The 13,879-nt window shown below is 45.4% G+C and carries 12 protein-coding genes; 2 read left to right on the forward strand and 10 right to left on the reverse strand.

Annotated elements, in window-relative coordinates; translation table 11 throughout:
* Positions 1–92: 92 nt before the first annotated feature.
* Entirely contained in the window at positions 93–1,283 is a 1,191-nt protein-coding gene (locus A3K86_RS04690) for an amino acid aminotransferase (protein WP_068328394.1), read from the forward strand.
* 133 nt (positions 1,284–1,416) lie between these two features.
* On the opposite strand, the gene A3K86_RS04695 is transcribed toward A3K86_RS04690, so the two are convergent.
* Both A3K86_RS04695 and A3K86_RS04700 read right to left on the reverse strand, forming a co-directional pair.
* On the reverse strand, positions 1,417–1,722 hold the full coding sequence (locus A3K86_RS04695) for a hypothetical protein (RefSeq protein WP_068328396.1): 306 nt from the start codon (positions 1,720–1,722) through the stop codon (positions 1,417–1,419).
* A gap of 280 nt (positions 1,723–2,002) precedes the next feature.
* Positions 2,003–2,404 carry a hypothetical protein gene (locus A3K86_RS04700; protein ID WP_068328398.1) on the reverse strand — a complete coding sequence of 134 codons (402 nt, stop codon included), beginning with the start codon at positions 2,402–2,404 and terminating at the stop codon, positions 2,003–2,005.
* Between the two features lie 363 nt (positions 2,405–2,767).
* On the opposite strand from A3K86_RS04700, the gene A3K86_RS04705 reads away from it, so the two are divergent.
* Positions 2,768–3,442, forward strand: a complete 675-nt coding sequence (locus tag A3K86_RS04705; RefSeq protein WP_068328399.1) for a DUF2982 domain-containing protein — start codon at positions 2,768–2,770, stop codon at positions 3,440–3,442.
* Between the two features lie 81 nt (positions 3,443–3,523).
* On the opposite strand, the gene A3K86_RS04710 is transcribed toward A3K86_RS04705, so the two are convergent.
* The 8 genes from A3K86_RS04710 to A3K86_RS04745 form a co-directional block, all read right to left on the reverse strand.
* Complete coding sequence (locus A3K86_RS04710; RefSeq protein ID WP_068328401.1) at positions 3,524–4,177, reverse strand: MBL fold metallo-hydrolase; 654 nt, start codon at positions 4,175–4,177, stop codon at positions 3,524–3,526.
* A gap of 109 nt (positions 4,178–4,286) precedes the next feature.
* On the reverse strand, positions 4,287–4,841 hold the full coding sequence (locus tag A3K86_RS04715; RefSeq protein ID WP_068328403.1) for a YcbK family protein: 555 nt from the start codon (positions 4,839–4,841) through the stop codon (positions 4,287–4,289).
* Between the two features lie 163 nt (positions 4,842–5,004).
* Positions 5,005–6,951 carry a L,D-transpeptidase family protein gene (locus A3K86_RS04720; RefSeq protein WP_232321907.1) on the reverse strand — a complete coding sequence of 649 codons (1,947 nt, stop codon included), beginning with the start codon at positions 6,949–6,951 and terminating at the stop codon, positions 5,005–5,007.
* A 102-nt stretch (positions 6,952–7,053) separates the two neighbouring features.
* Positions 7,054–8,157 carry a DUF1513 domain-containing protein gene (locus A3K86_RS04725; protein WP_068330214.1) on the reverse strand — a complete coding sequence of 368 codons (1,104 nt, stop codon included), beginning with the start codon at positions 8,155–8,157 and terminating at the stop codon, positions 7,054–7,056.
* The gene (locus A3K86_RS04730) at positions 8,147–9,181 is read right to left on the reverse strand and encodes an imelysin family protein (RefSeq protein WP_068328405.1); all 1,035 of its coding nucleotides are present in this window, start codon (positions 9,179–9,181) and stop codon (positions 8,147–8,149) included. The genes A3K86_RS04725 and A3K86_RS04730 overlap by 11 nt, the downstream gene beginning before the upstream one ends.
* Before the next feature lie 10 nt (positions 9,182–9,191).
* Positions 9,192–10,631, reverse strand: coding sequence for a di-heme oxidoreductase family protein (locus tag A3K86_RS04735; protein WP_084406511.1), 1,440 nt, complete (start codon positions 10,629–10,631; stop codon positions 9,192–9,194).
* A 161-nt stretch (positions 10,632–10,792) separates the two neighbouring features.
* Positions 10,793–12,046 (reverse strand): imelysin family protein, encoded by a 1,254-nt coding sequence (locus A3K86_RS04740; protein WP_068328407.1) that lies wholly within the window; start codon positions 12,044–12,046, stop codon positions 10,793–10,795.
* Between the two features lie 227 nt (positions 12,047–12,273).
* Entirely contained in the window at positions 12,274–13,875 is a 1,602-nt protein-coding gene (locus tag A3K86_RS04745) for a BCCT family transporter (RefSeq protein ID WP_068328410.1), read from the reverse strand.
* Positions 13,876–13,879 lie beyond the last annotated feature (4 nt).

The following is a 13,879-nucleotide window of genomic DNA, read 5'->3' on the forward strand; positions in this document are numbered from 1 at the left end:
CAGCTTAATTGTTGCATTTTATTGAAACTCAGCCCTTTCAAAGGGTATAAATAGAATCTGACCTTACAACCTCAGCATGGATGACCACCGCAATGTTTGAAAAAATCGTAGCAGCCCCTGCCGATCCTATTCTTGGCCTCACCGAAGAGTTTAAAAACGACGCTCGTGCAGAAAAAATCAACCTAGGTGTTGGTATTTATAAAGATGAAACAGGTAATACCCCTGTTCTTGCTACTGTAAAGAAAGCAGAAGCTATCCTTCTTGAAAAAGAAACCACAAAATCTTACCTGAGCATCCCAGGTACTGCTGAGTATGGTCTTGCCGTACAGCAGCTTCTGTTTGGTAACGATGCAGAAATCATTGCAAATAAACGCGCTCTAACGGCACAAGCGCCAGGTGGCACAGGTGCACTACGTGTCGCAGCAGAATTCATCAAACGTCAGCTTGGTGATGTGAAGGTATGGATCAGCAATCCAACGTGGGCAAACCACAACGGTGTTTTCTCTGCTGCTAACCTAGAGACGGCACAGTACAGCTACTATAACGCAGAAACCAAAGACATGGACTTCGACGCCATGCTTACTGACCTAGCACAAGCTAACTCTGGTGATATCGTGCTACTTCACGGTTGCTGTCACAACCCAACAGGTATCGACCCAGACACAGCGCAATGGGAAAAACTCGCGGCACTTTGTGTAGAGAAGCAACTACTGCCAATGTTTGACTTCGCTTACCAAGGCTTTGCTGCAGGTGTAGAAGAAGATGCTCAAGGTCTGCGTATCTTTGCAGCTCAATGTAAAGAGCTACTGATTGCGAGCTCATTCTCGAAAAACTTTGGTCTTTACAACGAACGTGTTGGGGCATTCACACTGGTTGCTGAAACGGCGGAATATGCAAACACCGCATTTAGCCAAGTGAAAAGTATCGCGCGTGTTATCTACTCTAACCCACCAGCTCACGGTGCAGCCATTGTAACCGAGATCCTAAACGATTCTGCTCTACGTGCAGAGTGGGAGCAAGAAGTCGCTGAAATGCGCGACCGCATCCAAGAAATGCGTACTCTATTTGTTACCACACTCAAAGAACTTGGTGTAGATGCTGATTTCAGCTTCATCGAACGTCAAAACGGTATGTTCTCGTTCTCTGGCTTAAACAAAGAGCAAGTAACTCGTTTGAAAGAAGAGTTTGGTATCTACATTGTTGGCTCGGGCCGTATCAGCGTGGCAGGTATGACGAAAAACAACATGCTACCACTGTGTAAAGGTATCGCAGCAGTACTTTAAGCGCTTTCAGAGTAAACGCCATAAAAACACAAAGGGGACTGATGTCCCCTTTGTTATTTTCAATTATTGTACTTGTATTGAATTGGCTCTCGCCCTCACTATTGTCATCCCCTTATAAACAGTGAGCTATCACTCATCCGGATTTATCCAGCGGCAAAACGTTACAAAAAAGCTCACGTTCGTATTGATGTTCTAATTGCTCTCGCCAGGGTTTATTGGAAACCGGAACCAAATAAAACTTTTCTCTAGAAGTATCGGTTACGAATGCCATGCCATGTTGCATTAACTCATAATGGATATCGTGTACAAACCCAAGGGAGAAGCTTTGTCGGCCCGTTAATTGGTTAATGTCTTCGCGAGTTAAGCACACCCCGTGTTCTTCTTCAGCAAAGCGATTACGAAGCCAGTCGGAAAACTCCCTCGCACTTATCATCGTCATAAATCTGCCTCCGAGTAGTAATTTTGAATCAGGCAGTGGCTTAAATGACAGCGATTAAATCTAAGCCAAGTAACACTAAGTGCCTGAATATTTAACTCCCACTACTAAGTTATAGCAGAGACATATCAGATAGTCAGATTAATGAGATGCAGGTAGCAAAATTGAGAAAATTTACTTGATGAAGAAAATTGGCTGGGATTCGAGATAAAAAAGGGGAAAAGGAATGATGTTCAAAAGAAGGGACACCCGCCTCTAGGGATTCGAGGCGGGATAGCGAGAATTAAGCTACTTTGTAAAGTACTTTGTTACCCGCTAATTGGATGCGCTCAACTAAGCCTTCTTCAGCCAGTTTCTTTAGCGCACCTGTTGCCCAAGAAGCGGCTTTCGCGTCTTCTTGACCAGCTTGAAGGCCGATACCTTTAGGGTTAATACCTTCAGCGTTGCTGATTACGATATCAAGCACTTGTTGCTGCTTTGGCGTCAAAGACACTTTCACAGCAGGTGCTGCTTTAGCTGGCTCTTTCGCTTCAACAGCCTTTGCCGCTGGTGCAGCTTTTACCGTTTCTGCAGTTGGTGCTTTTTTCACAGTGTCTTTTTTCACTGCTGTTTTTGCTACTGCTACATTTGCTAGTACACGCTTTTGCAGCTTAAGCTGAACTTTACGTTTGTGAGAGATTCTCATTAAATTTCCTACTCCGTTGCACTACTTTCAGTCACCACTGATCCAGCGGGAAAAAGTAAGCGCGTTTTATACCAAGGATGTCAGAGAAATGCCAGCAAACGGTTATTTAAGCCGCAATAAAACATGATTTCACTCAAATTTACAGAAAATTTGCTTAAATTTAGGCAATTGCGCTAATGATTGTTTGCTTACTATTGGTTGGCGACACATCTTACCTAATTCTTAATGTTTTGTTCGCTTACACCCTATCAAGTTTGTTTATACTGAAATAAACGGCATCATTTTCAATCAACTTGCGCTCTTATTAGCAGTTCCACCGTATAACTTTTCACCATGCATGGAGTAAGACGAAGGTAGCGAACAATGAACACCTGTCATATCAAACCACCGAACAATCAACCCGGGGTTTACTGGTTTGCACTCAGCCTTGCCATTATCCTCGCGATAGGTATCGTCAGTGTGGTAGTTCCTACCATTAACAACGTCGCTCTTTCCATTTTGCTACTTTTTTCCGTCACCTTCTGCATCATCGCCTTTAAACAAATGCACGCACCTTCACTTAGCTTCACCCTTACTTTTATGCACTGGCAATATCACAGCGCTGAAGGCGGTTGGTCTATCCGTTGGCATAATATTCAAAAACTAGGCGTTGCCGAAATCGCTAATAGAGAAGGCTGGTATCGCACACTGCCTTGGGTCGGGGTTAGGTTAAAAGACTATGATGAGTTTCTGCTATCTGTGTGCCCGCGAGTTGCCAGTAAGATGCTAATTGATCAACGCGGATTACTACTGCTGGCTTACAAACAAACAGACAACAGCCCTCACGCCATTGAAGACATGTTATTCGATGATAGCCACTACACCACTCACAACGGCGTGGTGCTTAAAGGACTAATTGCGATGCTAGCTAACCGCATGCGCTACAACCGAGAGCTGCTAGGCTACGACTTTTTTGTATCTGACGATTTATTTGATCGCCCTGTTAGTGACTTTGTGGGGCTAGCACGACGCTACCTTGCACAAGCACAATCGTACTAATACAAAAAAGCCAGCAGCGAAAGCTACTGGCCTTAGAACTTGAAGCGGTTTAATGCGAGATTTCACCGAGTAATAGCCGACTTAGTAAAGCGGCATCTCGTCAGCGACAAACGGGTTTGAAGCGCGTTCACGACCGAAAGTAGAAATAGGACCGTGGCCCGGAACAAAAGTAACGTCGTTACCTAGCGGCCATAATTTACCTTTGATTGAATCAATCAAAGTTTGGTAGTCACCTTTCGGGAAATCAGTGCGACCGATACCGCCGCTGAAAAGCACATCACCCACAAATGCCACTTTGGCATCGCTGTTGTGAACAATCACATGACCTGGGGTGTGACCCGGCGTGTGCAGCACTTGCAGTGTTTGATTACCAACAGGGATCTCGTCACCTTCTTCTAACCAGCGATCTGGATCAAACGCTTCTGTTAGTGGGAAACCAAACATTTCACTCTGACGCGCCAAACCTTGGAGCCAGAACGCATCTTCTTTGTGCGGTCCCCAAACGGGTACACCTAGCTCTTTCGCCAGCTCAGTCGTACCACCAACGTGATCAAGATGACCGTGTGTTAGAACCAGCTTCACTACTTTTAAGCCAAGCTCGTTCACTTTGTCTTTCAATAAATGAATGTCACCGCCTGGATCAACAACAACGGCTTCTTTGGTTTCATCACACCAAACAATCGAACAATTTTGCTGAAACGGTGTTACCGGTACAATTTCAAACTGAAGACTCATACTGAAAGATTTCCTTAAACGTAAACTACGGCAAGAATACCATTTTCTCGGTAAAAACAACAAAGCTGGCAGTAAGTGCCAGCTTTGTTGTCTAGAACCATCTAATTTTTTATCCGCGCCATTGTCGAACAGGGCCTGTATCAATGTGAACAAAATCACTTTTCGGGTAATAGCCGACACCGCCTAAACCTAGTTCTTTCGCAGCTTTATGTACTTTTGAAAGTGGCACCCCTTCCAGATTGAAATCAATCGCTTGCCCTTTCATATGGTAACTTTTTTTCGCTACACCACCATTTTTCTGCAGCAATTTATTCGTAGCGGGAGAACGGTAGCCTGAAATAATACGAACCTGTCCTTTGTGCCCTAAATTCGCTTGGATCTTAGCAATGCCATCAAATAAGCGCTTATCCATTTTCGCCACTTCGTTTTGGCGGAAATCACGACAAATATGATAAATACGCTTGAGCTCATCAGGTAAATACTCCTGACCATCAAAGTATTGGGTTTCTAAATCTTCGCCAGTGTGAATGTTACACATAGAGATCTGGCGAGGGTTTGAGGCTTTGAAAGGACTTGCCATCGCAATGCTTGGGAACAAGCTGGCACCTAATGTAATACCACCTGCCACTAAAATCTGGCGGCGCTTATAATCAATCTCAGACATCAAAAACAACCCGTAAAACAAAAAAACACTAATACAACTGACGAAATTAGGAACAGACGGCAGGTAAATTACCGTTCATTTTTTGTACAGTCAAACGGGAGGTAGACAAAAAAACGCTGCTTCATTATTGAAACAGCGTCTAATGATTGAGAATTAAGCAGTTTTAGTGATTGTAAATAGTTGTAAACATCTGCTGGTTTTGAGAGCTATAGCTCATTCTATCGTACTTGTAGACGTCATCACGGAAATTCACCAAGCCTTCATCGTCGACCCAAGCCGTCTGATAGATGAGGTGAACTTGTACTTTGTTTTTCAAGCCCACGGTTTTCGTTTTAGAACGCGCACTCAGTGTATTCACTCGCTGCTCAGACACACCTGAATAATTCAACAATACCATCGCTAAGTCATCAGCATGCTCTACCCGAACACAACCAGAGCTGAACGCACGACCATCTTTATTGAATAGACTTTTAGCCGGTGTATCGTGAAGATAAATCGCATTCTTGTTTGGAATATTAAACTTATAACGACCTAAAGCATTACGTGCCCCTGGTTTTTGGCGAAGACGATACGGGAAAGACTTCACCGACACATTACGCCAATCGATGGCATCAACAGGGATTTGCTCTGAACTTGTCCAGCTTCGGATCACAGCAAAATTCTTACGCTTCAAGTAACTACTGTCATAACGCGCTTTGGGTAAAATATCTTTCTGCATAATCGATGTCGGCACATTCCAGTATGGATTGAACACCACCGAATTAATACTCGAACTCATCAACGGCGTTCGACGATCAGGGCGACCGACAATCACACGGCTATCCATTACATGTTTGTTATCGAGCCATAGGTTCATCTCATAACCGGGAATATTCACAATCAGCACCGACGGTGATGTCATCGGCCACAAACGAACACGTTGCGTATTTAACGCTAATACCCGAATTCGTTGCTGCGGTTTCATCGTCAGCCAATGCCGTGTTTTTGGTCCTATGACGCCATCGACTTTCAAACCATGACGATGCTGAAAACTCTTCACCGCTTGAACAAGGTCGATATTGTAATGACGGATATTTTTCTCACGTAATGCCTCGGCTTGGTAGTCAGTGAGATCGCCCAGTTCATGCAACACTGTGATCAAGGCTTCCGGCTGTCTTAATGGCGCGCCAAGACGAATAATCCCCCGCTGATAAAACGTTGGCCATGAATTGTTATCAAGCTGTTCCAAGTCATTAATCGCCAGCACCATCCGCTTGTAGCTATCATCATAAGGGCGAAGCGCTGACACAAAATAGCGAAAGCGGTTTGTTTCCAATGCAGTTAATAATCGCTCAATACCAAGCTCTGATGGTAGCGGTAATGGCATTTCCATGCCACTCCCAAACAACCATTGCTTACCGTATTTTGGTAAGCCCTCAACATAACTCATGTAAGCCAGTAAAGTGTCAGTGGCAAGTAAATCATACTGACGCCAGTCATTGGCTTGCTTAAAATGCTGCAACATTGCGTAGCGACGAGAAAACTCAGGTTCAACTGCAGCTAACGCAACCAACCGCACCTGTTCTTCAAACTCAGTGACAACAAATGAATCTTGCCATAGTGGCGCAAAACCCACCGCGTAATAGATTTGCGCTAACTTATCGACATACTGAAGATCATTCACATTTTGCGCGACCTCTGCGACCCAAGCTCGCGCCTTCGTCATCTCAAGCGGAGTCGATTGGATCTGCACACTACCGGGCACCGTGATTGCTTCAGAGCTGCCTAATTGAGGAGCCTTTGCTGTAGTACCAGATAATGGCGCTGAAGTTTGCTCTGCTGCTAAGGTTGAAACCGATTGTGCCGCAGCCTCACTTACAGGCGTGGAAGGTGTCGTATTGGGTGAGCTGACAGATTGCAATGAAGTGGAAAGTGTTTGCGAATTTGAGGGAGCTAAAGCCGCTGAGGTTGAAGCAACTTTGACAGGCTGAAACACCTTTGGTGCAGGAGAAGGTGATACACCTCGAGGTGATGAAAACGAGCTCGTGGATTCTCCGACATTTGCCCATGACAGACCGCTAATTGCGTACATCAAAGCTAACGCGATACTGCACTGTCTTTTCATAGCCATGACTACTCTCCCACTAACATAATGTAAGTATGGCAAACACAATTACTACTGGGAGTTAAATTTAGTATTCCATCAATTAACAAGGTGTATCAATTCTTAAACTTAAGCCAAAACACTCCAGTGATTATCCCATAACACTGGGCTTTTACTGGTCGATTTATGACCACCTTGCGACACACTTAACACAGTGCCAGACCCAGAGCCAACCAACCATTGGTTATTGATAACCCCAACACCAGACGCATCAATAAGAGGCTGTATTTCAATGAGTTTTATATCACTTTCTCGCCAAATGCCATAGCAATTACCTCGAGGTGAGGTTGCTAATAAATATCCATCTAAGCTCGAAATGCTGGCAATGTAATGGTTAAACCGCAGCCACTCTTCATCGTCTGCAATAAGTGACTTTAGAGGTTGTCCACGCTTGTGAATTGCCACTAAAGGTGCACCATGTTCTGGCTCGCCACGGTACTGTTGTCCGCACACTACATCACCGCTTTCAGTCACGCTCAAATGGCGGATACTGAGCTTTTTATCAGGCAGTACCGCCTGCTCTAAAATGGCACCGTTATTTGCATCTAAATACACCAATGCTGGCTGCATCGTCGCCAAGTTAAGAGGTGTACGACCTTGGGTATGAACACCACCTACCCCGACCGCCAATGTGTTATCGTCAACCAGCACGACTTCGTGGGGGCCAATACCAAAATTGGTGTATTCTTTTACCTTGGTCAGCTTGTTAGCTTCAACACGATAAACACCAATAATCCCCTGACTCGTGCCACGTTCACCTTCGGTGGTGTACAACCATTGTCCGTCTGATGAAAACGCACCGTGACCATAAAAATAGCGGTCATTGCTTGCCGATAATAATGGTGCCGACTCACCAGTGCGGTAGTTAAACAGCTGCATGAAATGACCGGGGCGACGGGCAAAAGCAACGGCTAAATCACCTTGCTTTTGGACTGCAACACCATGCCCACGGGCTGGCAAATCCACCTGATATAAAGGTTGCCCTTGCTGATCAGCCACAACAACAGCATAGCCGCCAGCCAATGTACGGCTACAGCCAACAATGGCTGCTTGCTGAGAAGAAGTGCGTGACGACGAAACAGCTTGGCAGCCCAGCACAGCATTGAGCGATAAACAGCACCCTGATGCTAACGCCGCTTTTAATAAGCGGCGACGAGTTGAATTAGTCACCATCGGTTGCATTGAACCCCACAACAATACCTAGTTCGGGCGCGACTTCATCTTGTAGCGCAATTTGAATGTACTCTAAGCCGTTATAAATATTCAGTAGTTCACGGTAGCCCGCTTTGGTTTTCAGCATTGGCACCATTGCAGGCGATGCTGGCCAAGCCTCAACTAAAGACGTAAAGCGGTTGGCAATACGATCAGCCGTTCCTGAATAGCCTTGCTTACGCAATAGCTGATCTAGCCCCTTCCCGTTTGCTAAATAAAGTTGCTGCATGGCAACCACATTGGCTTTTAAATTCAACATCGATGTTTGCGAGCGCCAAGATTCCGCTTGATAGACTTTTGGCGAGCCCGGCTTTCCTAGCGGGCGGCTTAACTTTTTCATGGTGTAGTCGAGCTGATTATTAATAGCACCAAGGTATTCAGCCAGTGCCATTGTGGCAGGTAATTCGCGCCAAGGGTTCGTCTGCCAAGCTTGCTCCAGCCCTTTACCACTGTCTGCAATACGCCCACCAACAGCCGTTAACAAATCACAATAGCCTGTTTTGTCTCTGCCCATGACTAGCGGGCTTTGCTGATCAAACAAAAACCATTCGGCGGCTCCCAAACCTTGTACCACAACACTCTGCACTGCTAATTGCTCTGGTTGCCATTGTTGTGGTTGTTTTAGTAACTGCTGTAACTTACGACCCGTGGTGTTTTTCTTATCAGGCCAGAACTGGATCTGCCAACTCAGCGCAAGTGCCGCCTCGCTGCCTTTTTCGCGCCCTTGCAGTGCCATCCAAGATTGCATGGCTTGCAACCAACCACCTTGCGCTTGTTTTAAACTCGTCTCGGCAGGAGCACGGCAAAGCAGCTCTAATTGCTTATCAAACGTTGCGGTTTTTTCAGCAAATGTTGTCGCGCTATCGAGATGCAGTTGATGCACTGCTTGGCTCATGGTTTGCTGTTCTTGCTGACACCCAGTCATTACCAACATTGATGCCGCAATCGAACCCGCTAAAGCTGATTTAAATAATGGGTTATTCATTGTCATCACCTTATAGCGACTCTAGGAATGCAATTAGCGCATCACGATCTTGTTTTGACATCGCCAGCACTTTATCGCGGCTGGTTTGCGCTTCACCGCCATGCCAAAGTATCGCTTCCATAAGTGTGCGTGCGCGACCGTCATGAAGGAAGTTGGTATGTCCATTCACTTCTTCGGTATAACCAATCCCCCATAATGGCGCGGTTCGCCATTCGGTTCCGGTTGCGAGATATTCTCCACGGTGATCAGCCAAACCTTCTCCCATATCGTGTAATAACAGATCTGTGTATGGATTAATCTTTTGTTCCGATAACGCAGGTAAAGCATCGTTTTTCGCTGTCACTAATTGGCTTTGATGGCAACTACCACAACCAACTTGAGCAAACAGTTTTTCCCCTTGGATCACTTGAGGATCCTCCAAGTTACGACGAACCGGCACTGCAAGGTGTTGTGAGTAAAACTCAACAAACTTAAGGATCTTTTCGCTGACTTCAGGATCACCACCGTTTGGCAATTCATTACAAATCGTTTGGTTACTACTGCAATTCTCATTCGGGAATAAGTGACTGGTCAGTCCTAAATCACCATTGAAAGCGGCGGCATTTTGCTGCATCAAACTTGGCTGACCCGCTTTCCACCCAAAGCGTCCAGCGGTGAGTTCATTTGTCTGCACATCCAAGACTTCATTGAGCTTACCTGAAATACCTTTACCCTCTTCGAGCTGCTGTTTAGCAATCGCGCTTAAGGTACTTGCGGGGATCTGTTCCAATAACCCCAAGCCAATCATAGGCGGTGCAATACGTGCCGACATTTGCACATCTGGATGCATCGGACCGTACTGAAGATCGGTAATTTCTAGCTGAGGCTTTCGCAAAGTGACAACGTCACCATCGGCAAATTTTACGGGAACGTCTTGATAGCTGACCTTGATCTGCCCTTCAGGCTTAGCCCCAGAAATCGCAAAGTCTTGCAGTTGTCCGCCATAAGTTGGCTCTGGGATCACACCATCTCGAATCAGGGCTTTTTTCTGCTCTGGTGTCATTGCTGGAATGCTAAGTCGCACCAACATAGATACCGCATTAGTGTCACCCGGACGAGGAGGATGACCACGTCCATCTTTGATGTGGCAGTTCTGACAACCATTGGTATTGAAAAGTGGTCCTAACCCATCACGCGCATCTGTCGTCGCTGGTGCTTGCACCCAAGGGTTACGGAAAAAACTGTTACCAACGCTAAAATCTAAGCGCTTAGTCAAAGGTAGGTTTGCTGCTGGTAGGGAAAAAGCATTTGGACCCGATTTATTCACGCTCGTCGCACCACCAGAAAAGCGCGCGGTCTTGTTTATCGTGCCTTTGCTTGCTGACTCTTTTGTCTGTGTAGAGTCTTGAGCTATTGCTAAAGGCGCCGCCAACAGGCTAAGAAGCGTAATTGTTACCAGTGAATACTTCATAATTTTGCACTTATTCATCTGCTTGTTGATTAGCTATCACTGCTAATTTAAAAGCATGGGAATTAATAGGTTGAGGCTAAAGGCGAGCGCCTTTCGTCTCCGTTGAGGCCGAAAATAACAGCCATAAATGAAAAGCCGCCCCGAAAGGCGGCATCGTCATATTAGAACTGGTGATCAGCTGTATCTGGGTTCAGGTTTTCGACCCCCAGAATTTTAGCTGCACGTTCGATTTCAACGGTTTGATTAACCAATGCATCAATTGATGTGTTCACCAACTTATTACCTGCGGCATTACTTGACGCAATCAATTGGTCGAAGTGCTGATTATTCTTCTCAGCAGAAGTGACTAAGGTGTAAACCGTGCTACGTGTTTTATCAAACTGAGCTTGAATTTCTTTCGCAGCTTGTTTGTCTTTCTTCGCCACAAGATCGTGAATACTCGGGCCAGAAACCAAAGTACCGTTTACACGCATGTATGTGCCTGTGTAAACGTTATAGATACCTTGTTCGTTGTAGTAGTGAGAGTTGTGAGTGTTATCAGAGAAGCAATCGTGCTCATCCTCAGTCGAGTTAGCTTCTAGCGCTACTTTCATACGCTCGCCAGCCAATTCACCTAGTGACAGTGAGCCCATACCAAATAGCATCTTACGAAGACCGTTATCAGCATTTTCAGCGAGTAACTCAGCACGGTAGTTCGCTTTTACTTCAGGAGACCATTGTTGCTCCATCCATTTAAGATCGTTAATGAGCAGTGTAGAAGCTGCTTGCAGATACTCACGACGACGTTCACAGTTACCATTTGTGCACTCTTTACCGTAAGCAAAGTCGGTATAAGCACGCTCGCCTGCACCAGCTTGAGTACCGTTTAGATCTTGTCCCCACAGTAAGAATTCAATGGCATGATAACCCGTCGCAACATTCGCTTCAGAACCACCAATTTCATTCAAATCAGCCAACAATTGCGGCGTTAGCTTAGTTGTATCTAACTTTTGATTGCCCACTTGCACGGCTTTGTTGGCAACGATGTTTGCTTGCGCACCTTCATTGCCTAGCTCATATTGGTAATCGTCAGCAACATAGTCGATCAAGCCTTCATCTAGCGGCCATGCATTTAACTGACCTTCCCAGTCATCGACAATCGCGTTACCAAAACGGAATACTTCAGATTGTTGGTACGGTACGCGAGCAGCGATCCAAGCGGTACGTGCTTTATCAAGATTTACTTGTGATGGTTTTGCGATCAAATCTTTTAGGGCTTTATCAAGATCTAACGCTGTTGTGTGTGCATCACTGTAAACGCTGTGTGCGATATCAGCATAGTGAGCTACAACTTCTTGTTTAGTTGCCGCTTGAGACATTAGCGGTGCGGTAATTAGAGCGGTAGCAATCAAAGTACGAGTAAACGTCTTTTTCATGGTGTTTCATTCCTTGTGATAACAGCTGAACTTTATTTCAATAACAACTTAAACATTATTGATAATTATTTTTGTTACCGAATGATAACCACTCTCGTTACATATTGAAACATGCAACTTATCGCAAGTATGTATTTTTTGCCTGAGTACATAAAAAAACGCCACTGCAAGCAGTGGCGTTTTTTCATTAATGCTGATTTCCAGCACGACTATCGATGTAAGAACACCTAGTTCCCCGGACCAATACGATCCATCAATGTCATGTGTGGTGAACCATCTTGTGCTTTCAAACGCAGTCGGTCTTCGAACTGGCGTTCTTTCTCTTTGCGTAAACCAATGATTAAGGAATAGCACATCATCAGCATGATCAAAGAGAATGGAAGACCTGCGGTGATCGATGCCGCTTGTAATGCAGCCAAACCACCAGTTAGCAACAGAATTGCAGCTACTAGACCTTCACCTAAACCCCAGAAGATACGGTGACGAAGTGGTGGTTCTTGATCGCCAACAGACAGCAAGGTAGTTACAACCAAGGTGCCACTATCCGATGAGGTGATGAAGTAAGTACAAATCAGCAGGGTTACCACACCTTTCGCAATTGGCTCAATCCAACCTGTATTCATCAAACCAATGGTTTCATACAGTGCTAGCGTCAAGTCGCTGTTAACAGCATCAATCACACCACCAGCTTCAAATAGCTCGATGTGAAGTGCTGTACCACCAAATGCGGTTAGCCAGAACATGCCAAGTAGCGATGGTACGATCAATACACCAATAGAGAATTCACGGATTGTACGACCACGCGAAATACGTGCGATGAACATACCAACGAATGGTGCCCATGAAATCCACCAGCCCCAGTAGAATGCAGTCCAGCTTGATTGCCATGCTGATGTACCGTTAGCTTCTGAGTTGGTCCAGAAACTCAGTGACACAACATTGGATAGGTAATCACCAATGTTTTGTACAAAGCTGTTTAGGATGTAAATCGTTGGTCCCATCGCTACGAAGAAGATCAGGATCAAGATACTTAACCACAGGTTAAGCTCAGAAAGGATTTTCACCCCTTTACCAACACCTGAAACAACCGACAGCGTCGCAATCGAAGATACAATGGCGATCAGAATCAACTGGTTGGTAATTGAAACATCAATCCCCATCAACTGATTCAGACCGGTATTCATCTGGGCAACGCCCAAGCCTAGCGAGGTTGCAACACCAAACACAGTACCAAACACGGCAAGTACGTCTGCTGAGTGACCCCAGAAACCGTAAATACGATCGCCAAGAATAGGATAAAGCGCAGAACGAATTGCCAGTGGCAGCTTACGGCGATAAGAGAAGAAAGCGAGCGATAGACCTACAATCACATAAATTGCCCACGGGTGTAAGCCCCAGTGGAAAAAGGTCAAACGCATTGCAACTTGTGCAGCTTCCGGTGTACTACCTTCAGTAATAAACGGGTTGCTTTGCAAGTGGTACATTGGCTCGGCGATACTCCAGAAGATCAGACCGATACCCATACCCGCGCCAAATAGCATCGAGAACCAAGCAAAGTAACTGAACTCTGGCTCTGTATCGTCATCCCCCAATTTGATGTCACCGTAGCGACTAAAAATAAGGAATACCGCAAAGAAGAAGAACAACGCGACAACAAGAATGTAGTACCACTTAAAACCAGCGATAATCGAATCTTTTGCGCCCGTGAACCATTCAGCAGCCAATTCAGGATCAAATGCCCCGAAAAACAAAAAGAGCGCAATCACCGTCATGGCTGTCAGTGCCATCGGTGGATTGAGTCCTTTCAGTAAACCTGATTTTGCTCTCATGTTG

It is taken from the genome of Photobacterium jeanii (genome assembly GCF_001650345.1).
Lineage (GTDB): Bacteria > Pseudomonadota > Gammaproteobacteria > Enterobacterales > Vibrionaceae > Photobacterium > Photobacterium jeanii.